The 21,188-nt window shown below is 56.5% G+C and carries 23 protein-coding genes and 1 pseudogene; 7 read left to right on the top strand and 17 right to left on the bottom strand.

Annotated features, from left to right (window positions below):
• Positions 1 to 2 precede the first annotated feature (2 nt).
• From tpx (H559_RS0114005) to H559_RS23225, 3 genes are all read right to left on the bottom strand, one after another.
• The gene (gene tpx, locus H559_RS0114005) at positions 3 to 503 is read right to left on the bottom strand and encodes a thiol peroxidase (RefSeq protein WP_028453186.1); all 501 of its coding nucleotides are present in this window, start codon (positions 501 to 503) and stop codon (positions 3 to 5) included.
• Between the two features lie 123 nt (positions 504 to 626).
• The gene (gene tpx / locus H559_RS0114000; RefSeq protein ID WP_028453185.1) at positions 627 to 1,154 is read right to left on the bottom strand and encodes a thiol peroxidase; all 528 of its coding nucleotides are present in this window, start codon (positions 1,152 to 1,154) and stop codon (positions 627 to 629) included.
• A 116-nt stretch (positions 1,155 to 1,270) separates the two neighbouring features.
• Positions 1,271 to 2,155, bottom strand: a complete 885-nt coding sequence (locus tag H559_RS23225) for a DUF3426 domain-containing protein (protein ID WP_505636076.1) — start codon at positions 2,153 to 2,155, stop codon at positions 1,271 to 1,273.
• On the opposite strand from H559_RS23225, the gene H559_RS23220 reads away from it, so the two are divergent.
• Positions 2,059 to 2,319, top strand: coding sequence for a hypothetical protein (locus H559_RS23220; protein ID WP_245579378.1), 261 nt, complete (start codon positions 2,059 to 2,061; stop codon positions 2,317 to 2,319). The two genes, H559_RS23225 and H559_RS23220, sit on opposite strands and share 97 nt — an antisense overlap.
• A gap of 13 nt (positions 2,320 to 2,332) precedes the next feature.
• Here H559_RS23220 and H559_RS23430 read toward each other — a convergent pair.
• The 8 genes and pseudogenes from H559_RS23430 to aroQ all read right to left on the bottom strand — a co-directional run.
• Positions 2,333 to 2,437, bottom strand: a pseudogene (locus tag H559_RS23430) (MJ0042-type zinc finger domain-containing protein); the annotation flags it as partial.
• A 44-nt stretch (positions 2,438 to 2,481) separates the two neighbouring features.
• Positions 2,482 to 3,369 carry a 50S ribosomal protein L11 methyltransferase gene (gene prmA / locus H559_RS0113985; protein ID WP_028453183.1) on the bottom strand — a complete coding sequence of 296 codons (888 nt, stop codon included), beginning with the start codon at positions 3,367 to 3,369 and terminating at the stop codon, positions 2,482 to 2,484.
• 87 nt (positions 3,370 to 3,456) lie between these two features.
• On the bottom strand, positions 3,457 to 3,810 hold the full coding sequence (locus tag H559_RS0113980) for a hypothetical protein (protein ID WP_028453182.1): 354 nt from the start codon (positions 3,808 to 3,810) through the stop codon (positions 3,457 to 3,459).
• Positions 3,807 to 4,253: a hypothetical protein gene (locus H559_RS0113975; RefSeq protein WP_028453181.1), complete on the bottom strand. Its 447-nt coding sequence runs from the start codon at positions 4,251 to 4,253 to the stop codon at positions 3,807 to 3,809. Before H559_RS0113975 ends, H559_RS0113980 begins: the two co-directional genes overlap by 4 nt.
• 12 nt (positions 4,254 to 4,265) lie before the next feature.
• A complete protein-coding gene (locus H559_RS0113970; RefSeq protein WP_028453180.1) occupies positions 4,266 to 5,279 on the bottom strand; it encodes an SDH family Clp fold serine proteinase in 1,014 nt (337 codons plus the stop codon).
• A gap of 145 nt (positions 5,280 to 5,424) precedes the next feature.
• Positions 5,425 to 6,798, bottom strand: coding sequence for an acetyl-CoA carboxylase biotin carboxylase subunit (accC, locus tag H559_RS0113965; RefSeq protein ID WP_028453179.1), 1,374 nt, complete (start codon positions 6,796 to 6,798; stop codon positions 5,425 to 5,427).
• 61 nt (positions 6,799 to 6,859) lie between these two features.
• Positions 6,860 to 7,318 carry an acetyl-CoA carboxylase biotin carboxyl carrier protein gene (accB, locus tag H559_RS0113960; RefSeq protein WP_028453178.1) on the bottom strand — a complete coding sequence of 153 codons (459 nt, stop codon included), beginning with the start codon at positions 7,316 to 7,318 and terminating at the stop codon, positions 6,860 to 6,862.
• A gap of 52 nt (positions 7,319 to 7,370) precedes the next feature.
• Positions 7,371 to 7,826: a type II 3-dehydroquinate dehydratase gene (aroQ, locus tag H559_RS0113955; RefSeq protein WP_028453177.1), complete on the bottom strand. Its 456-nt coding sequence runs from the start codon at positions 7,824 to 7,826 to the stop codon at positions 7,371 to 7,373.
• 205 nt (positions 7,827 to 8,031) lie between these two features.
• Between aroQ and queA the strand changes: the two genes are divergently transcribed.
• Positions 8,032 to 9,072, top strand: coding sequence for a tRNA preQ1(34) S-adenosylmethionine ribosyltransferase-isomerase QueA (queA, locus tag H559_RS0113950; protein WP_028453176.1), 1,041 nt, complete (start codon positions 8,032 to 8,034; stop codon positions 9,070 to 9,072).
• A gap of 98 nt (positions 9,073 to 9,170) precedes the next feature.
• Positions 9,171 to 10,286 carry a tRNA guanosine(34) transglycosylase Tgt gene (tgt, locus tag H559_RS0113945; RefSeq protein WP_211230950.1) on the top strand — a complete coding sequence of 372 codons (1,116 nt, stop codon included), beginning with the start codon at positions 9,171 to 9,173 and terminating at the stop codon, positions 10,284 to 10,286.
• 215 nt (positions 10,287 to 10,501) lie between these two features.
• Here tgt and H559_RS0113940 read toward each other — a convergent pair whose 3' ends face one another.
• From H559_RS0113940 to H559_RS0113915, 6 genes are all read right to left on the bottom strand, one after another.
• Entirely contained in the window at positions 10,502 to 11,719 is a 1,218-nt protein-coding gene (locus H559_RS0113940; RefSeq protein WP_028453174.1) for an EAL and HDOD domain-containing protein, read from the bottom strand.
• Between the two features lie 104 nt (positions 11,720 to 11,823).
• A complete protein-coding gene (locus tag H559_RS0113935) occupies positions 11,824 to 13,752 on the bottom strand; it encodes a chemotaxis protein CheA (protein ID WP_028453173.1) in 1,929 nt (642 codons plus the stop codon).
• 20 nt (positions 13,753 to 13,772) lie between these two features.
• Positions 13,773 to 14,579 carry a protein phosphatase CheZ gene (gene cheZ / locus H559_RS0113930; protein WP_028453172.1) on the bottom strand — a complete coding sequence of 269 codons (807 nt, stop codon included), beginning with the start codon at positions 14,577 to 14,579 and terminating at the stop codon, positions 13,773 to 13,775.
• Between the two features lie 32 nt (positions 14,580 to 14,611).
• Positions 14,612 to 15,001 (bottom strand): chemotaxis response regulator CheY, encoded by a 390-nt coding sequence (cheY, locus tag H559_RS0113925; RefSeq protein ID WP_028453171.1) that lies wholly within the window; start codon positions 14,999 to 15,001, stop codon positions 14,612 to 14,614.
• Positions 15,002 to 15,042: 41 nt separating this feature from the next.
• Positions 15,043 to 15,978, bottom strand: coding sequence for a chemotaxis protein (locus tag H559_RS0113920; RefSeq protein ID WP_028453170.1), 936 nt, complete (start codon positions 15,976 to 15,978; stop codon positions 15,043 to 15,045).
• 32 nt (positions 15,979 to 16,010) lie between these two features.
• Positions 16,011 to 16,964 carry a chemotaxis protein gene (locus H559_RS0113915; RefSeq protein ID WP_028453169.1) on the bottom strand — a complete coding sequence of 318 codons (954 nt, stop codon included), beginning with the start codon at positions 16,962 to 16,964 and terminating at the stop codon, positions 16,011 to 16,013.
• A gap of 166 nt (positions 16,965 to 17,130) precedes the next feature.
• Here H559_RS0113915 and H559_RS0113910 point away from each other — a divergent pair, with 166 nt between their 5' ends.
• The 4 genes from H559_RS0113910 (at position 17,131) to H559_RS0113895 (ending at position 21,004) form a co-directional block, all read left to right on the top strand.
• Positions 17,131 to 18,288 carry a sensor histidine kinase gene (locus tag H559_RS0113910; RefSeq protein ID WP_028453168.1) on the top strand — a complete coding sequence of 386 codons (1,158 nt, stop codon included), beginning with the start codon at positions 17,131 to 17,133 and terminating at the stop codon, positions 18,286 to 18,288.
• Positions 18,289 to 18,412: 124 nt separating this feature from the next.
• Entirely contained in the window at positions 18,413 to 18,718 is a 306-nt protein-coding gene (locus H559_RS0113905; RefSeq protein WP_028453167.1) for an STAS domain-containing protein, read from the top strand.
• Between the two features lie 18 nt (positions 18,719 to 18,736).
• Complete coding sequence (locus H559_RS0113900) at positions 18,737 to 20,482, top strand: ATP-binding SpoIIE family protein phosphatase (protein WP_028453166.1); 1,746 nt, start codon at positions 18,737 to 18,739, stop codon at positions 20,480 to 20,482.
• Between the two features lie 48 nt (positions 20,483 to 20,530).
• Positions 20,531 to 21,004 carry a copper chaperone PCu(A)C gene (locus H559_RS0113895; protein ID WP_028453165.1) on the top strand — a complete coding sequence of 158 codons (474 nt, stop codon included), beginning with the start codon at positions 20,531 to 20,533 and terminating at the stop codon, positions 21,002 to 21,004.
• The last annotated feature ends 184 nt before the right edge of the window (positions 21,005 to 21,188 follow it).

Below are 21,188 nucleotides of genomic sequence, written 5' to 3'. Positions count from 1 at the left end.
AATCAGGCCAGTGCGGCGAGAGCTGCAGCGTAGTCCGGCTCGTCCTTGATTTCCGGAACGAGCTGGCTGAACAGCACCGTGTCGTTTTCATCCAGTACGACGACGGCACGTGCAGCAACGCCGGCGAGCGGGCCGCTGGCGATGTCGACGCCGTAGGCTGCGAGGAAATCGCGGCCGCGCATGGTCGACAGGGTGACAACGTTCTCCAGGCCTTCGGCACCGCAGAAGCGGCTCTGCGCGAACGGCAGGTCGGCCGAGATGCACAGGACGACGGTATTGGCCAGCTGGCTTGCCGTTTCATTGAAACGGCGCACCGAGGCGGCGCACACGGCCGTATCGACGCTCGGGAAAATGTTGAGAATCTTGCGCTTGCCGGCAAACTGGGCCAGCGCAACATCGGCGAGGTCCTTGCCGACGAGCGTAAACGCAGGCGCTTTGGCACCTGCTTGCGGGAAAGAACCATTCAGTGCAACAGAATTGCCGCCAAGGGTAACGGAAGCCATGGGTATCTCCTTATGAAGTGTGTGGCTATTGGGATTGCTTGTTTGATTGAATCTAACAATTGATGAAGGCAAAAGCAAGCCCGCAATTGCGGGCTTGCTCTGCGAAGGCTTGTGACGCGCGCCTCAGGCTTCGGTTTCTTCTGCCTTTGGCGGGTTGAGGGCTTCGATGGCCGCGTTGTAGTTCGGCTCGCTGTTGATGTCGCTGACCAGTTCGGAGTAGACGACGGTGTCTGTTTCGTCCAGTGCGATCAGCGCGGTAGCCATCAGGCCGGAGAGCGGCACGTCGGTGATCATGACGCCATAATCCTTGTGGAAATCGCGTCCGCGGAGTGTGGACATCAGCTGCACCTTGTGAAAGCCCTCGCTCTCGCCGATGCGCGACAGTGCGTAGGGCGTATCGACCGATACGGTGAGCAGTACGGTGTGGTCCAGTTCGTAGCCCAGTCCCTCCATGCGCTTGGCAATCACCATGCCGATGGCGGCATCCAGGCTGGGTACGACAGCGATCAGTTTCTTGCGTTTCCAGAATTTCGAGAGCGCAACATCCTGCAGATTGGTATCGACCAGCATGAAACTGGGGGCCGGATCTCCGGCGCGGGGAAAGCGGCCGCCGACATTGATCGGGGTGCCATTGAGCAAGACGGTGGACATGGGGCACAACCTCGTAAAAAAGGACAGTGCTTACAGCGTAGGCTAGTCCGGGCAGCAGCGCCAGTGCCGGCGTCCACCGGATGTTGCGGTGTCTGTGCTGCGGCTGCGGGTGTGAACTAGTCGTAGAACCAGAACAGCGAGAAATCAGTCGCCTGCGCTTCGCCCTGGTCAAGCTGCAGGAAGGCGTGCAATTCGTCCGACGGCAGCAGTGACTGGCGGTTCTTTTCGCCGGGGGCGAGGTAATCCTGCGGCTTGAAAACACGCTTGGCGATCACGCGCTTCTGGTCATCGGTCAACGTCAGTTCCAGCAGGGGCAGGCTTTGCTCGAAGGCGGCCAGATTGCGCAGGGTGGCGGTCATCTGGATCAGGTTCGGGTGGCCCGGAACGAAGGTCAGCTCGGAAAACTCGAGCTTCAGCTGGTCAGCTTCGCGCGGCAGCGGCATTGCGCAGCCGAATTCTCCGCACAATTGCACGAAGTAAGGACGCAGCACCGGATGACGCATGCTGAGCGACTGGCGGAACAGGAAGGCGGCTTGCGCCAGGAGCAGTGCCAGCATGAGTCCGGACAGAATGGCCCACTTCCATTCGCCCCTGTGCACGGGCACCGGATCGAACAGAGCCTCGTCTTCCGGCAGGCGGATCGGGTTGTAATCGGAACTGCTCTTTTCCTTGCTGCTTACTGCGGCAGCGGCTTCCGGCATCGTTTCCGGTTCCGGGAGCACTGCCTTGCGGCTACCGGGCAGCGGCATGTGTGTGTGTGCAGCCAGGCGGTCGCTACGCCGCAAGGATTTTAGTCGAGCCTTGTCCTTTGCTGATTGTTCATTGTCGGGTATTGCTGTGGAGCCCTTTTGAATTGCAGCTTGTGGCTGTATATGGCTCTGGGTATGCTCGGTTGCAGGTGCAGGTGCAGGTGCAGGTGCAGGTGCAGGTGCAGGTGCAGGTGCAGGTGCAGGTGCAGGTGCAGGTGCAGGTGCAGGTGCAGGTGCAGGTGCAGGTGCCACCACGGTTGCGGGCTGGCTTGCCTCCGTTGGCTGATTGGGGTTTCCTGCCGCCTGCTGCGGGCGTGCGGCTGGAGTGCTGCTGCGTGCTGCCGGGGTGGCCGGTTGTTCTCCCGCGCCGGCCGGAGTTGCCGTTGCCGCCACTTCACCTTCTACACGGCAGTTGAGCGCATTGAATACAAAGGCACAACGCCCGCAGCGTACCTTGCCGCCGTATGCGGCCAGTTGCTGGTCGGATACGCGGAAGGTCGTGGCGCAGTTGGGGCAGCGGGTGATCTGGCTCATGGCGCGTATTCTAGCCGGTTTTCCTCACAGGCTGGCGCAGGATGTCAGCGGCGTGTGCCGGAGAGACACACCCAGCCTTCATGGCTGGCGGCTGGGGCGAAGTCGAACCATTGTGCGTAGATCGCCATCACGTCGTCGGCCTGTTCGCTCAGAATGCCCGAAAGCGTAATGCGGCCGCCCGTCTTTACCCGGCCGGCCAGCATGGGCGCCAGAGCCTTCAGCGGGTTGGTGAGAATATTGGCAACAACCACGTCGAACTGGCCGCCCTGAACGTCATCCGGCAGGAAGAAGGCGATGTCTACCTCATTCTGTTCGGCATTCTGCGCGGACGCGATCATGGCCTGCGGGTCGATGTCGACGCCCACTGTGTCACCGGCGCCGAGCTTTTTCGCCGCGATGGCCAGAATGCCAGAGCCACAGCCATAGTCCAGCACGGTTTCTCCGCCCTTGAGATTGGCATCCAGCCACTGCAGGCACAGGCGGGTGGTGGGGTGGCTGCCGGTGCCGAATGCCAGGCCCGGATCAAGCTGGATGTTGACCGCGGCCGGATCGGGGCATTCATGCCAGGTCGGCGTGATCCACAGGCGCTGCGAAATCGGAATCGGGTCGAACTGCGATTGCGTCAGGCGTACCCAGTCCTGTTCTTCGATCGTGACCACCTCGTACTGTGGCAAAGGCTCGCCGATGGCCTGGGCTGCTGCAGCCACGCTCAGGTCGGCATCCATGCCTTCATCCAGATGCGCGACCACGATGCTGTTGTCCCAGAGCTGGTCCACCGGTTCGCCCGGTTCGCCAAAGATGGGCTTTTCTGCTGCGGTTCCGGCGGCGGCATCTTCGATGGAAACCGAGAGGGCGCCGAGGTCAAACAGTGCGTCGGAAAGGGCTTCGGCGTGGCGGGAGTCAGTGGTGATGCGCAGTTCTTGCCAGGGCATTGGAAATCCGGAAGTACAGGGAAAATGACCGACATTGTCGCATCTGCGCCGGCTGCGGGAAAGGACTGGCTGGCGGAAGGGTGTCAGCTATGCGTAGCGCTCGCCGGTTTGCGGGTCAAACAGGCGGCAATCGAATTCCCATGCCCAGTCGATGAGCTGGTTCATGTCATCGCCAGTCAGTCCCTTGCAGCAGAACAGAAAATGCTGTGAGGAATGAGCCAGCTCGAAAACACGGGGCTTGCCATGTCGTGACTGCCAGCAGCTCGGATCGGATTGCTCCCAGTCCGGCCCGAGCAGCGTTGCCAGCGCCTGCAGCATGGCTGCGACCGGAAGCTCATCCAGCCCCGGATGGAACTCGCCCGCGCAGAGAGTGGCATGAATATCGGCTGGAAGGCTTGTTTCCAGCCCTGATTGGCGCCAGAAACAGAGGTCATAACTCATGCATGCAACTCCAGTGAGGCAATCATCCGGCTGAACCAAACGCGCGAGGTCTCATGATCAGTGCACGCATAATCGTGAAATGTGCCACGCACCACGACCGGCAGGCGCACAAGCAGTTTGGTGACGATGCGGTATTGCAGGACGGGGTCGTAACGCTCGAAGTAATGGATGAGGCCGGCGTCTGTTTCGAGGCGTTCGTTGCAGGGTATCTGCCATTCGTAACTTGGGTCATCCTCCCAGCCGGCCGCGTCGAGTGCGAGCAGCTCGTCGGCCACGCTGTGGGCGTCTTCGCCAGCCTCGTAATGGATACTCAGCAGATAGAGGCCTTTTTCTCCGTCGGCCGACTCAAAGTAGAGCCGGTCCGAATCCGGATCCGGCTCTTCCCAGTCGGCCGGGATTTCCATTTGCCAGTTGCCGGACTGGATGATGTGGTGGGTGCTCATGCCGGCATCCCGTCAGGCGATATGCAGCACGCTGCGGCGTGTTTTGCCGCCGATGCTTTCCAGTTTGCGCCAGCTGGAGTTGTCGTTCATGCGGATCCAGCGCCGTTCCTGTTCGCGGTAGAACCAGTCCATGTCCTGCTGGAAGTAGAGCTGGATGCCCGGGGCTTCGAAAATATTGAGGATTTCGTTGCCGTGGGCATGCGTGTCGTCGTAATCGGTGGTGGCTTTCTGGCCCATTTCACTGTAGAGCTTGTTGAGCTGCAGCAGCTGCTGATTGATGCGCGGGTCCATCGGATCGGTTTTCAGCCCCAGCCTGCGCGCTTCGTCAATCAGGATCGGATACGAGTGCGACGGATACTTGGTATTGAGTTCGCTGGCAATGCGTTCGATGGCGCTTTCATCATCCATATGGCTGGCGAGCAACTCGCGGCACAGCATGATCGACAGCGAATCGGCGCGGTCAACCGCGCCGATCACCAGCGGATGCACATACTGGTAGAGCGACTTGAAGGGGTTTTCCATTGAGTCGGATTTCTCTTCGCGCCACAGGCGGATTACGCGCTTGAGTTCGTCCAGGCTGACGCTGACGCGGTCATTGTCGCGGTCGATGGGCGAGAGGTCGTGCGTGAGCGAGGTATCGACTGCAGTCAGGTATGCCAGCGGGCCCATCTGGATCTGGTCGGCGCCGATGGCAATCATGGTGGCCGCCGACGCACATTCCAGTGGTGCCAGCGCAATGAAGCGCTGTGTGTACTGGCGCAGCAGGTTCACGAAGCGCAGCGAGGCCTTGCCATTGCCGCCATTCGATTTGATGAAAAGATAGACTTTTTCCTGGCGGCCGATGCTTTCCAGCAGTTCGTACAACACCAGGACATCGTTGTGGCACACCTCACCACGCGGGTTGTTCCAGTAGCACAGCAGGGTGCCGTCGAGTTGTGCGGAAATCTGGCGTACCAGTTGCTGGGTTTCCTTGAACAGCACCGGTGGCTGCTTTTCCTGAATGGTTTGCTGCGCTTGATCGTCCATGCTGACCTGCAAAATATTGACAGAGGAAGCAAGAATCCTAGCAGCGGGCACACCATCATGGCTATGCCGTATTTGCCAGCTGTGACGTTGACGACAAAAAAGGCAGCCGAAGCTGCCTTTTTTGATGCAAGGGTGTATGGCTTGCCTAGCTGGCGAGCTTCTTTTCCAGTAGCGCGCGGATTTCCGGCATCTGGTGTTCCAGATGGTGGATGCTGGTGCCACCCTTGATGAATTCCGCATCCAGCAACAGCTGCTGGTGCAGTGGAATGTTGGTCGAAATGCCCTGCACGACCATTTCCGACAGGGCGATGCGCATGCGTGCCATCGCCTGCTCGCGCGTCTTGCCGTAGGTGATGATCTTGCCGATCATCGAGTCGTAGTTGGGCGGAACGAAATAGCCGGTGTAGACGTGCGAATCAACGCGCACGCCCGGACCACCTGGAGTATGCCAGGTGGTGATGCGACCCGGGCTCGGGATGAACTTGAGCGGGTCTTCGGCATTGATGCGGCACTCGATCGAGTGGCCTTTCAGTACGACGTCTTCTTGCGTGTACTGCAGTGGCAGGCCGGCCGCAACGCGGATCTGCTCCTGCACGATGTCGATTCCGGTGATCATCTCGGTGACAGGATGCTCCACCTGTACGCGGGTGTTCATCTCGATGAAGTAGAACTCGCCGTTTTCGTACAGGAATTCGAAAGTGCCGGCGCCACGGTAGCCGATCAGGCGGCAGGCGGCCGCGCAGGCTTCGCCGACGCGCTTGCGTTGCTCATCGGTCACGCCCGGTGCCGGTGCTTCTTCGATGACTTTCTGGTGGCGGCGCTGCAGCGAGCAGTCGCGTTCGCCGAGATAGATGGCATTGCCATGCTGGTCGGCCAGAATCTGGATTTCGACATGGCGCGGCGTCTGCAGGAATTTCTCCATATAGACCACCGGGTTGCCAAACGCTGCCTGCGCTTCGCTCTTGGTCATTTCGACCGAGCGCAGCAGTTCTTCTTCGTTGTGTACCACGCGCATGCCGCGGCCACCGCCACCGCCTGCAGCCTTGATAATGACCGGATAGCCGACCTTGCGCCCGATGGCGATCATTTCCTTCGGGTCGTCCGGCAGCGCGCCATCCGAGCCGGGTACGCAGGGTACGCCGGCCTTTTTCATGGCGTCTTTGGCCGATACCTTGTCGCCCATGATGCGGATCGATTCCGGTGTCGGGCCGATGAAGGCAAAACCGGACTCTTCCACGCGCTGCGCGAAGTCAGCATTTTCACTGAGGAAACCGTAGCCGGGATGGATGGCCTGCGCGCCAGTGACTTCGGCTGCGGCAATCAGGGCTGCCATGTTCAGGTAGGATTGTGGCGAGGGGTTCGGGCCGATGCAGACCGATTCGTCGGCCAGCTTGACGTATTTGGCTTCGCGGTCGATTTCGGAATGCACGACCACGGTCTTGATGCCCATTTCGCGGCAGGCGCGCAGAACTCGCAGCGCAATTTCGCCGCGGTTGGCGATAAGAATCTTGTCAAACATGCTGGGGAAACTCCGTGAGGTTGCGGGAGACCGGCGAAATCACGCCGGACGTCTCACAGAATCAAGCGATAACAAACAGCGGTTCGCCGTATTCGACCGGCTCGCCATTGCTGATCAGGATGGCCTTCACGGTGCCGGAGACATCGGCTTCGATTTCATTCATCAGCTTCATGGCTTCGATGATGCACAGCGTGTCGCCAGCATTGACGGTCTGGCCAACTTCGACAAACGGCTTGCTGTCCGGGCCGGACGCGCGATAGAAGGAACCGACCATCGGTGACTTGACGACATGCCCGGCCGGCAGGCCATTGCCGATGTCGGCAGGGGCTTCGGCTGCAGCGGGGGCAGCAGCAGGCGCCGCAGCAGGCGGCAGCTGATAGTGCATGGGCTGCGCAAATGCGGCCACATTCTGATTGACGCGGGTAATGCGAACTTTTTCCTCGCCCTCGGTCACTTCCAGTTCGGCAATGCCGGACTCTTCGACCAGGTCGATCAGTTTTTTAAGTTTACGCAGATCCATGAGAACAACCCCTTTATCTCTACTCAGTGAGAAAGCTCGAAACGCCGGTTCTTCAGTTTGCCGGCTGTAATTGGGCCAACGCGAAGTGCAGGGCATATTCGTAACCCTTGGCACCCAGCCCGCAGATCACCCCGGTCGCCAGATCCGAAAAATAGGAATGGTGACGGAATGCCTCGCGGGCATGCACGTTGGAGAGATGAACTTCCACAAACGGTTTTTTGACTCCGGCCAGTGCATCGCGCAGCGCCACACTGGTGTGGGTGAACGCGGCCGGATTGATGACGATGTATGCAGTGCCATCGGTTAGCGTGGCATGTACGCGCTCGATCAGCTCGTATTCGCGGTTGGACTGGAAGCACGTGACGGGTACGCCATGTGCCTGCCCGAGGTCAATCAGTCTCTGGTTGATACTGGCCAGCGTCTCCGCTCCGTAGTGCTGGGGTTCGCGTACACCCAGCAGGTTCAGGTTCGGGCCGTGTAACACCAGTATCGACTGCGTTTCAGACATGCAATCAACCTATCGTCATCGTTTATCGGCGGGAGTTTGCCGCAGGATGGGCGAACTTGTCCAGAAAAAGCCGGCATTTTCCGGTAACTTTCCACGCCCGTTCGGCGGTTTGTAGTAGCGGAAACTAATGTTGGTGCGGCCTCGCGGGCGTAACAGATGGTATCATCCCGTAGTTTTGCTACTTCGCCCTTGCGGGTCTGTTCCGATGCATATTGCCGATTTTGACTATGATTTGCCCGAACACCTGATCGCACAGTTTCCGCCTGCCGAGCGCGGGGCAAGCCGTCTGCTGCACGTGGACGGTGCTGCGCTTCGTGATGACCGTTTTGCCTGCCTGCCGGAGTTGCTGCGTGCCGGTGATGTGCTGGTGTTCAATGATACGCGCGTGATCAAGGCGCGTCTGTTCGGCGAGAAGGCTTCCGGTGGCAAGATCGAGGCGCTGGTCGAGCGGGTACTGGGCGAAAGCCGGGTTCTGGCGATGGTGCGGGCCAGCAAATCCCCGAAGCCCGGTGCGATTCTGCATTTCAACGGCGGCTTTCGCGCGACGATGATCGAACGGCAGGCCGAGATGTTTCTGCTGGAGTTTGATTTTGATGGCGCTCCGCAAGGTGTGCGTACGGTGCTCGACATGCTGGATGTTGCGGGCAGTCTGCCGCTGCCACCGTACATCACGCATACACCGGATGAGGAGGACGCGAAGCGCTACCAGACCGTATACGCCCGTGACCCCGGTGCGGTGGCGGCGCCAACGGCCGGCCTGCATTTTACCGATGCCTTGCTCGCGGAGTTGCGCAGCCGCGGTATCGCGACTGAGTTTCTGACTCTGCATGTGGGGGCAGGCACCTTCAAGCCTGTCCAGGTGGAAAACATCAAGGACCACACGATGCATCACGAACGCTACCGCATCGCGCCGGATGTGGTAGCGCGGCTGAAGGCCGCCAAAGAGGCTGGCGGGCGCATCATCGCGGTGGGAACCACCAGCCTGCGTGCGCTCGAAGCAGCGTCGCAGCAGGGTCTGCTGGCCGAGCCGGAAGGTGATACCAATATCTTCATCACGCCCGGTTACGAGTTCCGCATCGTTGATCGCCTGATCACCAATTTCCACTTGCCGCGCTCGACCCTGCTGATGCTGGTCGCCGCGTTTGCCGGGCTGGATACGATGCGTGCTGCGTATGCGCATGCCGTAAAGAATGAATACCGTTTTTTCAGCTATGGCGATGCCATGTTGCTGGAAAAGCAGATTTGATGGGTATGCGCCTGTAGCCATTTTATTTAAATGGCCGTGGGTATATACCTTGTTATGTAATGTGGCGCCGGACTGTTTATCCGGTTTGCGAGGAAAGCATGAGTCTGACTTTTGAACTGAAAACTACCAGTGGTGGCGCGCGTCGCGGCACCATGACGCTTAACCACGGTGTGGTGGAAACGCCGGTATTCATGCCGGTGGGAACCTATGGCACGGTCAAGGCGATGACGCCGCGTGATCTGCATGAAATCGAAGCGCAAATCTGCCTGGGCAATACCTTCCACCTGTGGCTGCGCCCGGGGCTGGAGGTGGTCAGCCAGTTCGGCGGCCTGCACGATTTCATGGGCTGGAGCAAGCCGATCCTCACCGACTCAGGTGGCTTTCAGGTGTTTAGCCTGGGCGACATGCGCAAGATCACCGAGGAGGGGGTGCGTTTCCAGAGTCCGGTCAATGGCGACAAGCTCATGCTGACGCCGGAAGAATCGATGCGCATCCAGAAGGTGCTCAATTCCGACATCGTGATGATCTTCGACGAATGTACGCCATACCCGGCAGATCACAAGCAGGCAGCCGATTCGATGCGCTTGTCGATGCGCTGGGCGCGTCGCTCGCGTGATGAATTCGATCGACTGGAAAATCCGAATGCGCTGTTTGGCATTGTGCAGGGAGGCATGCATGAAGATCTGCGTGACGAATCGCTGGCCGGCCTCGACGACATCGGCTTTCACGGCATGGCCATTGGTGGCTTGAGTGTCGGCGAGCCGAAAGAAGAGATGGTCCGCATTCTGGCGCACACCGCGCCGAAGCTGCCGGTGCACAAGCCGCGCTACCTGATGGGCGTGGGAACGCCGGAAGATCTGGTCTACGGAGTTTCGCAAGGTATCGACATGTTCGACTGCGTGATGCCTACCCGCAACGCGCGCAATGGCATGCTGTTCACGCGCTATGGCGACATCAAGATCAAGAATGCCTTCCATCGCCAGGATAAGCGCCCGCTCGACGAGTCGTGCGATTGTTATACCTGCCGCAACTTCAGCCGTGCCTACCTGCACCATCTGTTCCGCAGTGGCGAAATTCTTGGTGCCCAGCTCAATACGATCCACAACCTGCGCTACTACCAGGTACTGATGGCGGAAATGCGTGCAGCCATCGAGGCCGATGCTTTCCCGGCCTTTGTTACCCGTTTCCATGGGGATCGTGCCCGCGGAGTCTGATGATGCATCGCCCGGGGCTCGGAGCGAATTTTTTGCCCTGGGCTGGTTTGAGCAAGGGGCGGGGTGTAGTCGATTTCAGGCGGTGTACTTGTTGATCATTCCAGGTTCGCTTCCGCCATCACTGTTGCTCCATTATCTGGGGGAAAGTAAAAAGCCGTTCCTTGGCAGGAACGGCTTTTTGACATGGTGCTACGTGCTTTGCTGCCCGAGGTAAATCACACTCCGAGTTCTTCAACCCATGCCAGCGATTGCACATGCGCCTTGTTCAGCATTTCCGGACTGATCTGCAATTGCTCGCAGATGCGCGGCACTTCGGTCATTTCCGGATCTTCACAGGCCTCGGTCAGTTCGAGGAAGGGGCCGTAGATGCCGCTACGATGCTGCAGGGCATCGCAGACGTTTTCCGGCAGGATCAGTGTTTCCAGAATCTGGTCCATCGGCATGTCGAGCAGCACGTCGAGCAGGGAGAACATCCCGACAATGAAGAGGTTGTCGCGTTCCTGACCGTCGAGGAAATGGCTGCCTAGCAACTCCACAAGACGGCCACGGGTGACCGCAGTCTTGAGCAGTGCCGGCGCAGCGCCAGTTTCCGCGCCGGCGGTAACCAGAAGCAGAGTCAGCCAGCGATAGAGTTTCTGGTAGCCAAGAATCGTGACTGCATGGCGGAAGGACTGGATCTCGCAGGAAAGTCCGAAACCGGCCGAGTTGATGTAGCGCAGCAGTTTGAATGACAGTGCCACATCGCGCTTGAGCGCATTCTCGATGTCACGGATCTCAGCATTGTTCCGCAGCATGTTCAGCAGGTTCAGGATATTGGCATAGCCTGGGTTGATGACCTTGGCAGAGAGCGTTTCCGGATGGGCAAAGTAATAGCCCTGGAAGCAGTCAAAGCCAATATCGAGGCACTGCTTGAATTCTTCCTTGGTTTCAACCTTTTCGGCGACCTGCAGAGCTGGGTAGCGCCGCAGTTCCTTCGACAGGCCGGGAACCTGTGGCATGCCAAGCTGCTGGATATCCAGCTTGATATAGTTGGCATGCTCCATGAAGGGCACGGTTTGCGGTGTCAGGACAAAATCATCCAGCGCGATCCCAAAACCCTGGGTACGCAGGTCTTTCAGGCGCTCCAGCAGTTCCGGCGTCGGTTGGGTCGACTCAACGACTTCCAGTACGACGCGATTGGGTTGCAGCAACTCGAGGAAGTTGCTCTCCAGCATGGCCTCCGCAACGTTGATGAACGCCAGCTTGCTGCCTACCAGCCAGTCCGTGCCCATATTCGACAGGGTGTTGACGAGAACATTGGTGCCGGCCTGCATGTCGCTGGTGAAATCGGCGCTCACCGAATCCTTGTCGAGCCGGAAAAGCAGCTCATAGCCGATGATCTGCTGCTGTCGGTTCAGAATGGGCTGTCGCCCGACGAATGCATGTTCTTGCATCTTGTATTCCATTTGCGGTTCAACCGCAAAGCGGTCAGTAAACGGGGCTGCAGGGACTGACGGAAACCTGGTCTGTCAGTCCCACCTAGTCTGTCCTGCCGGTCTCAGTAGGTTTGTTCCACCAAGCGTGAGGTCATGATGGCCGAGTTGTCAGCATGAGCCGAGGCCAGCAGGTCTTCCATGTCGAGCACGAGTACGATGGAGCCATCCCCGGACAGGGTAGCACCAGCAATTCCCTTGGGGCGAATGTTCTGGAGCGGCTTGATGACAACATCGTCACGCCCGATGAAACTGTCCACGGCAAGGATGAAGGAATGCTCTGCCGATTGCATCAGTACGCCAAACTGCGGAAGCTGGGTTTCCTGCCAGCCGATCAGATGAGCCAGCGAGCGCACGGAAAGAATTTCATCGCGCACAACAATGGTCGCCCGGCCGGATACCTCCTGAACCTGGTCTTGCCGGATGGTGATGATTTCTCTCACCATGGCCAGAGGAACAGCAAACGGCTGGTCACAAACCTTGACAACCAGAACTGGCAGAATGGCCAGCGTGAGCGGCAGCGAAATCGTGAAGCGTGAGCCTTCGCCAACAATGGACTGGATGTCAATCCGGCCATTCAGGCGCTGGATGTTGGTTTTCACTACATCCATGCCGACGCCGCGTCCGGAAACGCTGGAAATCTGATCCTTGGTGGAAAAGCCGGGCAGGAAAATCAGCTGCAGGCTTTGCTTGTCGTCCAGGCTGTTGGCCGTCTCGACGTCAATTAGGCCTTTTTCCACAGCTTTGCGACGGATGACGTCAGGGCGCATGCCACGGCCATCGTCGGTGATCTCGATCAGGATGTGATCTCCGACCTGAGTTGCTGACAGTTCTACGATCGCCTTGCTCGATTTGCCGCTGGCTGCGCGTTCATCCGCCGTTTCAATGCCGTGATCAACCGCATTGCGCACCAAGTGCACCAGAGGGTCATTCAAATCCTCCAGCATTGTTTTATCGAGCTCGGTCTCTTCACCCGTAATGACCAGTTCGACATCCTTGCCAAGCTGGCGGGCTAGGTCACGAGCGAGGCGGGGGTATTTCTGGAACAGTCGGCCAATCGGCTGCATGCGGGTTTTCATGACCGCATTCTGCAGATCCCCGACCAGCAGATCGAGCTGTCCGATGGCCTCGTCCATTGACTTCAGCGTTGCACTATCCATCTTGCCGGCCATGATGTCCGAGCGCAATGTAGTCAGGCGGTTTTTGGTCAGGCCAATTTCGCCGGACAGGTTCAATACCTGATCAAGGCGAACCGTATCGATACGGATGGTGGTTTCAGGAGCTGAAAGTTGCTGGCTTGATGTTGCCGGCTTGTTGAGCGTCGCTGCAGGAGCCGGTTTCAATGCGGACATCGGGTCAGCGACAACCTGTCTGACTGGTGCGGCAACTTGGGGCTCCGCTTCTTCTGGTTCGAGAATTTCCACCGATAGAGCCGGAGAAGGACGTTGTTCCTCGCGTGCATTATGGCTACTTGCGGTGGTCGTACCGAGCAGTCCGTCATAAAGCTGATTCCAGTCCGGACTTCCAGGCTGTGGCAATGGAGCGCGTTCCTCTGCTACGGGTTTGACGGGAGGGGGCTCGTGCGAAACCGCTGCAGCGCTCTTTCCCTCCAGCACATTATCCAGTGCCTGCAGCAAGTGCTGGTCGGCCGGTGCAGGTTGGCGGGCTTGTGACATTGCGCCGAACATGTCCCTCACTACGCCAGTTGCAGCCAGAATGGCGTCCATGATTTCGGGGGTGAGTGTGATTTCACCATTGCGCAATTTGTCGAACAGATTTTCGGTGCGATGGCAGAGGCTAACCATAGGGTCGACGTTCAGAAAGCCTGCCCCACCCTTGATAGTATGGAACCCACGGAAAATATCATTCAAAAGAGCCCTGTCATTCGGGCGCTTTTCCAGCTCGACAAGTTTGTTGTCTACTTCAGAGAGCAATTCCGACGATTCCGTCAGAAAATCCTGAAGAAGGTCTTCCATTCCGCCAAAGTCACTCATTATCGCTCTCCTTGTGGGGCTTAGAACCCGAGGCTTTCCAGCAGATCATCAACTTGTTCTTGATTGGTGACGATATCGGTGCGACCTTCTGCTTTGACTACCGGACCATTAAGTAATGAGCTTTCATCCTGCTTGATACCTTGCGGAGAAAACATCAGCAGGAAATCGAGCAGGTGCTGCTCCATTTCCTTGGCCATGGTCAGTACTTTCTTGATAACCTGGCCAGTCAGATCCTGAAAATCCTGTGCCATCATGATCTCGAGCATCTGGGCGTTTATCTTGTCCGAGTCGTGGCTGGTATTGCCAAGATAGTCTCTGGTTTTCTCGGCAAGGCGCTTGAACTCGTCAACACTCAGCTGATTGGCAAAAAGTTTGTTCCATTCAGCATGGAGGGTTGCGGCATCCGTGCCGATCTTGTCTTGCAACGGTTTGGCTACATCCAGCGCATTTAGCGTTCGCTCCGCAGCCTGTTCGGTCATCGTTGCAATATAGGAAAGGCGATCACGCGCATCAGGAATCTGGGATGCAGCCTGTTCCAGTGATTTGTCCAAGCCAAGCTGGCGAAGTGTGTCGTGCAGCTTGCGCGTCAACTGGCCAATGTGCGAAAACATCGACTTGGCAGGTTCGGCCATGGCGTCATGTTCTTCGGACTGCGAAGTCGCGATGCGTTCTTCTTCTTGCTCCGTCGGTGCAGGGGCGCTAGTTGATGTTACGGTCGCGGTGGCGCTGGGTTCTGGCGTTGCTGCTGGCTGGCTTGTGGCCAGAATGCTATCAAACAGTGCTTCCAGCTCTGCCGAGTCACCGCTATTCAGTGCGTTATCGCTCACAGTTCTCTCCTGTGCTTCTGCATTCGTTTTGTTTATTTGGCCATATTGGCGAAAATTTTCTTCAGTTTTTCATCCAGAGTAGCCGCAGTAAATGGCTTGACAATATAGCCGTTGGCCCCTGCAGTAGCTGCTTCGATAATATTCTCTTTCTTGGCTTCTGCCGTAACCATCAATACAGGTAGATGCTTGAGTTGCGCATCTCCCCTGATCTGGCGGAGCAGTTCAATACCGGTGACATTCGGCATGTTCCAGTCGGTAACTACAAAATCAAATGTACCATTTTTCAATTTATGCATTGCGACCTGGCCATCTTCTGCCTCATCGACATTCGAATAGCCCAGTTCTTTCAGCAGGTTTCGGACGATGCGGCGCATCGTGGAAAAGTCATCCACGACGAGGAAGCGCATGTTCTGATCATTCATATGTTTACTCCGCCCAGCATATGCGGCTGGTATTCAATAATTTAGCTGACCAGAAGTGGGGTCAGAGTGTCTGCAAGAATCAGAGGATCAAATTTCGCAACATAGGCATCTACGCCGACACTCGATCCCATTGCCCTGTTTGCATTCGAGGAAAGCGAGGAGTGCATGACAACCGGAATTCCCTGGAAGCGATGGTCAGACTTGATGTATTTGGTTAGTACATAGCCGTCCATTTCCGGCATTTCGGCGTCAACCAGTACCATCTTCAATTTATCTTTCAGCCGTTCGCCATCGTGTGCTGCGCGATTGGCCAGATTCTGCAATTTGTCCCAGGCTTCCTTGCCATTGTTTGCCTGGTAGTATTTGATGCCGATCTTGTCGAGTACACCAACGATTTCTTTGCGGGCCACCATGGAATCGTCGACGAAAAACATGAAAGTATCGGGGTCGAGGGCCGCTTTGGGGAGTTCGGGGATAACCGGTTCGCCAATGACGGTCGACAAGATCTGTTCCACATCCAGAATGGAAACCAGCTTGCCGTCAGGCAGCTCGGTGATGGCGGTGATCAGTGCCTGATTGCCTGCAAGCATGGTTTCCGGAGCACGAACCTTGTCCCAGTCCACTCGAATGATTCTGTCAACGTCATGAACCAGAAATGCCTGGGTGTGTTTGGAAAACTCGGTCACGATCATGGTGCTGGTCGTGTCGGCATCCGTCGGCTCCTGTGTGGCCACAAAGCGTGACAGGGCAATGACAGGAATAATGTTGCCCCGCAAGGAAATGACGCCTTCCACACCATGTGGCATGTTCGGAGTTTTTGTGATTTTGGGGGTCTGCGAAACCTCCCTAACCTTGAATACATTGATGCCGAAAATTTCACGCGTGCCCAGAGTGAAGAGCAAAATCTCCATTTTGTTGGAGCCTGCGAGTTTGGTGCGCGCATCGACACTATCCAGCAGATTTGCTTGTTGAGTCATGATGATTACTCGCTATCTAGACACATTAATTGTTAAACATCTTTGAGCAGAAAATTGGCGATTGTTTCAGAAAGCTTATGTGGCTCGAACTTTGCCACGTAGCCATCAACCCCGACGGATTGACCAAGTTTCTGATTGGAAAGCCCCGATAGCGATGAATGCATCAGAACCGGAATGCCTACAAAGCGAGGATCACTCTTGATCATCCGTGTGAGCATGTAGCCATCCATTTCCGGCATTTCAACATCTGTCAGGATGAGTTGGACCAGATCCTTGACGGTTTTGCCCTGAATGTCTGCCGATTGCGCGAGACGCAGGAGGTCATCCCAAGCTCGTTTGCCATTGATGGCGTGCATGTGGCGCACCTGCATTGCATCCAGCGTCATTTCGATCTGCTTGCGTGCGACCACCGAATCATCGGCGAAGTAGACTGTTTTTGTGACGAAATTTTTGTCCTGGATAATGGTGTTGACGTCAATCTGTGTTGCGCCGGCTGTTGTCTCGGCCAGAACTTTTTCGACATCCAGCATCATGACTAGTTTGCCACTTTCAAGTTCGGTGACAGCGGTGACCAGGCCGCCCATCTGCATGGTCAGCATGTCGGGCGGAACCCGCATCACCGACCAGTCCAGTCGCAGGATGGTATCGACCGCTTCAACCAGAAAGCCCTGAGTATGGCCGTTGTACTCGGAAACTATCATGATTTCCGGCTTGCTTTCGGTCACAATTCCCGCGTACTTGGCCAGGTCGATCACGGGAACGAGTGTGCCACGCAGGCTGACCATGCCTTCCACGGAGGAGGGCATTTCAGGTGCCTGCGTAATTTCCGGGGTGCGCATGACCTCGCGGACCTTGAAAACGTTGATTCCGAAGGTCTCCCTACGGCCGGAGCGCTGATCCAGACCCAAGGTGAACAAGAGGATTTCAAGTTTGTTTGTGCCGGCCAGTTTGGTACGGGCGTCGATGTTTTTCAGAAGATCTGACACAACTTCCTCCTGTTGAATCCATGTCGTGCATTAGAAAACGCTGTTATCGGCAGTTTAACCGTTACATTTAACAAATGGCATACGATTCTTCAGCCTGAACCTGCATCTGCACAACGTCTCGCCTCTTTATAATCGAAAAGAACCACTGCAACAAGGATACCTGATCATGGCTTCACCCCCTGAGCGGCTTGATCCGCTTGAGTTGGAGGCAGCATTTTCGATGTTTGCCGAAGCATCCCGTCAGCTTTCTTCATCATATGCCGATCTGCAGCAGCAAGTTGGATTTCTTACAGATCAGCTTGAACTGGCAAACGGGAAGCTGAAGCAACAGCTTGATGAAAAGGGAGCTCTTTTCCGGCGGCTGTCCGCACTTCTCGAACAGTTGCCTGGTGGCGTGGTCGAGTTGGGGGCTGGTGGTGAAGTCTCTTCGCTGAATCGCGCAGCCAGGGCCATGTTGCCCAATCTGCATCCCGGCGATAGCTGGGATGTATGGCAGCAACTGCATCTGGAATCCACCGAAGAAATGGATTTGAAGCGGTTTCTGCGAGATGGCAAGGAAGTGTGGTTTTCTGTAGTCACCAACCCGGTGCCGGAAGAGGATTGCAGCCTGGTTCTCATCCATGACATGACTGAGTTCCATCAGATGCAGCATGCCTTGGCCCGCAATGAGCGTCTTGTCGCCATGGGTGAGATGTCAGCAGGTTTGGCGCATCAGCTTCGCACTCCGCTCGCTGCGGCCATGCTGTATGCAGGGCATCTGTCTAAGGCAGGACTTGGCGAGCAGGATCGCCTACGTGTTGCTGGCAAGATACAAAATCGCTTACAGCATCTGGAGGTTTTGATTCAAAATATGCTGCGTTTTGTCAGGGGGCAGCAGCAGCAGGCTGAAGTTCTGGTTTTTGCTGATGTACTTGCTGAGAGCGTCCATCATCTAGCCGAAGCCATTGCTGCTGCAGGAGTTCACCTGGAGTGCCGGGTGGAGGCGGACGATGTGTGCATACTGGTTAACCGGCGTGAAATGATCGGCGTGATAGGCAATCTGATCGAAAACGCCCTTCATGTGGCTTTCGTCGGTATGCCGTTGCGAGTTAGACTCTGGCAGAAGGATGGAATGGCCTGTCTGTCGATTGCGGATCAGGGACCAGGAGTCTTGCCTGAAGTACTTCCTCGCCTGTTCGAGCCATTCTTCACCACGCGAAAAGAGGGTACTGGATTGGGGTTGGCCATTGTTCGCAATCTTGTAACGGCCTGGGGGGGGGATGTGAGTGTTGAAAACCTTCCGGATCATGGGGCGATGTTCATATTACGCTTGCCTGTCGTTTAGGTGCGTACTACCTTAAAGAGCAATTCTTGCGCAGGCTGTGCGTGCAGTTGAGCGTTTCCAATCGTGGCGCATTTTGCCGAGCCGCATTTTTCAATAAAACAAGTAATTAGAGGTCGTGATAGATATGACGCCGACAGTACAAATCGAAGGCAGCACAGGGCGTGTGATTCTGTCTGGGCAGTTTGATTTCAGTGCTCATCGCGAATTCCGCCAGGTATGTGAATCACTGATTGCCAACGCAGATGTCCGTGAAGTGCTGGTTGATTTCCAGAATGTCAATTATCTCGACAGTTCTGCTCTGGGAATGCTGCTCTTGTTGAAGGAAAAAATTGGCTCGGCAAACAAGACACTGGCCCTGGTGAATTGCCGGGATGCGGTTAAACAGGTTCTGGAAATCGCCTGTTTTGGCAAGATATTCACTATCCGCTAAGCCATCTTTCGCATATAAATGAAAATCCTTGTAGTTGACGATACGGATGCTGTACTGCTTCTGATATCGCGCTTTGTCGAGGCCCTTGGTCATACGGCAATCCAGGCGCGTAATGGTGTGGAAGCGGTAGAGGCATGGCGTGGTCAACGACCGGACCTGGTGCTGATGGACATGATGATGCCGGTCATGTCCGGCCCGGAGGCCGCCGCCATGATCAAGGCGGAGGCCGGGGCGCTATGGGTACCTATTGTCTTTGTCACCGGTGTCGGTGAAGAGAACCGACTGGCCGAGGCAATTGAGCAGGGCGCTGATGATTACATCAACAAGCCGGTCAATTTCCGTGTGCTTGAAGCCAAGCTCAAGGCGTTCAGCAGAACGCTCGACCTCAATCGGCAGGTGGTCGAGCAATCAACCAAACTTGCCGATTACTATGATCGCGCGGAAGAAGAAAAACGGGTTGCCCGCCATCTGATCGACCAGATGGTGAATGCCGAGCGACTGTCCGATCCTGGTCTGGAATACTGGCTTTCGCCAGCCGAGAGCCTGTCAGGAGATCTGATCGCGGCGGCCCGCACACCAGGTCAGGTGTTGCATGTACTGCTGGCAGACGGGATTGGCCATGGCCTGACTGCAGCGCTGAATGTATTGCCGCTGACCCAGCCTTTTTACAGCATGACGGAAAAGGGCTACAGCATTTCCGACATTCTGGCCGAGATGAACAACAAGATTCGGCAGGTCTTGCCGGTCGGACGTTTCGTTGCAGTCACCCTGCTGGCGCTGGATGAAGCCAATGACTGCGTTGAAATCTGGAATGGCGGCATGCCTGCCCTGCAGATTGTCGATCTGCAGGGCTGTTTGCTTAAAAGTGTGCCGTCTTCCAATCTTCCCTTGGGCATCATTCCCAGCCACAGTATGGATTTTGCCCCGGTTAGGCATTATTTCGACCAAGCCGGATTGCTGGTTGCCTGCTCGGATGGGTTGATCGAGGCAAACGGCCCAGAGGGCGGCGCTTTCGGTATCGAACGTGTACTGGAGGCGATAGGCAATAATCTATGCGGCAACCGGATTGAGAGCGTCAAGGAAAGCCTGTCCGAATTTCTGCAAGGCCATTCGCACCATGACGATGTTTCGCTGGTGCTGATGTCATTTGGTGTTGATGCCAAGCCAGCCGAGCGTGCCGGGACGGAATCTCCGGCCATCGAGCCGGGGTTTACCATGCCTTCGCTGCGAGCGCTGGATCTGTGCAAATGGCGCTACAGCTTGACGCTTGGCGCGGATGAACTGCGCTATATCAATACTGTGCCTTTCATGATGACCTTTGTGAACGAGGTCAAATCACTGACGCACTCCCAGTCCGATGTCTTTCTGATTCTCACCGAATTGTTCGTGAATGCGGTTGACCACGGCCTGCTGGGACTGGATTCGAAACTGAAACAGACTGCTGCCGGCATGGAAGAATACCTGCAGGAAAGGGCGGTTCGCCTTGCAGGGCTGACCGAGGGGCGGATAGAAATCGACCTGGCCGGACTGGACTATGGTGGCAGCGAGTTGCTGCAAATCCGTGTTAAAGACAGTGGTGCCGGTTTTGACTGGTCTGGCTGGAGCAGGGCTGAAGCAGGGCAGACCACATTTGCGCATGGCAGGGGCATTCTGCTTTTGCGGGCGCTCTGCGTGGGCGTGCAGTTTGTCGGCAACGGCAGCGAAGTTCTGGCATTTTACCGGCCATCCCGCAATCGGCAGCCCCATGTTAATGCAGCAGACTGATGGTACAACTGTTTTGAAACTTATCGATTTACTTGAAGCACGCAGGAAATGACTGAAATGAAGAAAGTTCTACTGGGTTGGGCTGGTGCATTGCTGATGTGTTCCAGCTTGGCCATCGCACATGACTTTACGCTTGGGAAGCTGAAAATTGACCATCCTTGGTCGCGCGCGACGGCTCCGGGGGCCAAGGTTGCAGGTGCCTTCCTGCAGATCAGGAACGGGGGCGATGCCGATGAACTTCTGCGCGCGGAAAGTGATGTCGCAGCCAGGGTGGAGTTGCATGAGATGAAAATGGCCGATGGCGTCATGCAGATGAAGGCGGTCAAGGGGGTTGCCCTACCGGCGGGTGCAGAAGTCAAACTGGCCCCCGGTGGTTACCACGTCATGCTGATTGACCTTAAGCGCCCGCTGAAGGAAGGCGAAACCTTCCCGATGACACTTGTTTTTGCCAAGAGTGGTACGGTCAGGGTCGATGTCCAGATCGAGGCCATGGGTGCAAAAGAAGGCCATGCCGGACATTGATGGTTCCCGATCGAAAGAGGCTGCTTCGGCAGCCTTTTTTGTTGGGTATAACCCTGTATCCCTTGGAAATGATTGTTTATGAGCATATACCCTATAGTATTATTGCTATGGGGCTGCCCGTTGCGCACATTGAGCCTGTGCGTAGCGAGATGATGAATTCTAGGGCAATACTGTATGTGGCCGC

It is taken from the genome of Chitinilyticum aquatile DSM 21506, assembly GCF_000430805.1.
GTDB classification, from domain to species: Bacteria; Pseudomonadota; Gammaproteobacteria; order Burkholderiales; family Chitinibacteraceae; genus Chitinilyticum; species Chitinilyticum aquatile.
Note: the sequence above shows the minus strand (reverse complement) of the source record. Positions and strands in the feature narration are given on the sequence as shown.

What these genes read in the sequence shown, in the direction of transcription:
- prmA (WP_028453183.1), bottom strand. Translation starts at nt 3,369, where the DNA reads ATGCCCTGGCAAGAACTGCGCATCACCACTGACTCCCGCCACGCCGAA.
- cheY (WP_028453171.1), bottom strand. Translation starts at nt 15,001, where the DNA reads ATGAATGATCAGAACATGCGCTTCCTCGTCGTGGATGACTTTTCCACG.
- tpx (WP_028453185.1), bottom strand. Translation starts at nt 1,154, where the DNA reads ATGTCCACCGTCTTGCTCAATGGCACCCCGATCAATGTCGGCGGCCGC.
- H559_RS0113920 (WP_028453170.1), bottom strand. Translation starts at nt 15,978, where the DNA reads ATGACTCAACAAGCAAATCTGCTGGATAGTGTCGATGCGCGCACCAAA.
- H559_RS0113895 (WP_028453165.1), top strand. Translation starts at nt 20,531, where the DNA reads ATGACTGAAATGAAGAAAGTTCTACTGGGTTGGGCTGGTGCATTGCTG.
- tgt (WP_211230950.1), top strand. Translation starts at nt 9,171, where the DNA reads ATGAGTCTGACTTTTGAACTGAAAACTACCAGTGGTGGCGCGCGTCGC.
- accB (WP_028453178.1), bottom strand. Translation starts at nt 7,318, where the DNA reads ATGGATCTGCGTAAACTTAAAAAACTGATCGACCTGGTCGAAGAGTCC.
- H559_RS0113935 (WP_028453173.1), bottom strand. Translation starts at nt 13,752, where the DNA reads ATGAGTGACTTTGGCGGAATGGAAGACCTTCTTCAGGATTTTCTGACG.
- accC (WP_028453179.1), bottom strand. Translation starts at nt 6,798, where the DNA reads ATGTTTGACAAGATTCTTATCGCCAACCGCGGCGAAATTGCGCTGCGA.
- aroQ (WP_028453177.1), bottom strand. Translation starts at nt 7,826, where the DNA reads ATGTCTGAAACGCAGTCGATACTGGTGTTACACGGCCCGAACCTGAAC.
- H559_RS0113905 (WP_028453167.1), top strand. Translation starts at nt 18,413, where the DNA reads ATGACGCCGACAGTACAAATCGAAGGCAGCACAGGGCGTGTGATTCTG.
- queA (WP_028453176.1), top strand. Translation starts at nt 8,032, where the DNA reads ATGCATATTGCCGATTTTGACTATGATTTGCCCGAACACCTGATCGCA.
- H559_RS0113980 (WP_028453182.1), bottom strand. Translation starts at nt 3,810, where the DNA reads ATGAGTTATGACCTCTGTTTCTGGCGCCAATCAGGGCTGGAAACAAGC.
- H559_RS0113910 (WP_028453168.1), top strand. Translation starts at nt 17,131, where the DNA reads ATGGCTTCACCCCCTGAGCGGCTTGATCCGCTTGAGTTGGAGGCAGCA.
- tpx (WP_028453186.1), bottom strand. Translation starts at nt 503, where the DNA reads ATGGCTTCCGTTACCCTTGGCGGCAATTCTGTTGCACTGAATGGTTCT.
- H559_RS0113940 (WP_028453174.1), bottom strand. Translation starts at nt 11,719, where the DNA reads ATGCAAGAACATGCATTCGTCGGGCGACAGCCCATTCTGAACCGACAG.
- H559_RS0113900 (WP_028453166.1), top strand. Translation starts at nt 18,737, where the DNA reads ATGAAAATCCTTGTAGTTGACGATACGGATGCTGTACTGCTTCTGATA.
- H559_RS0113970 (WP_028453180.1), bottom strand. Translation starts at nt 5,279, where the DNA reads ATGGACGATCAAGCGCAGCAAACCATTCAGGAAAAGCAGCCACCGGTG.
- H559_RS0113975 (WP_028453181.1), bottom strand. Translation starts at nt 4,253, where the DNA reads ATGAGCACCCACCACATCATCCAGTCCGGCAACTGGCAAATGGAAATC.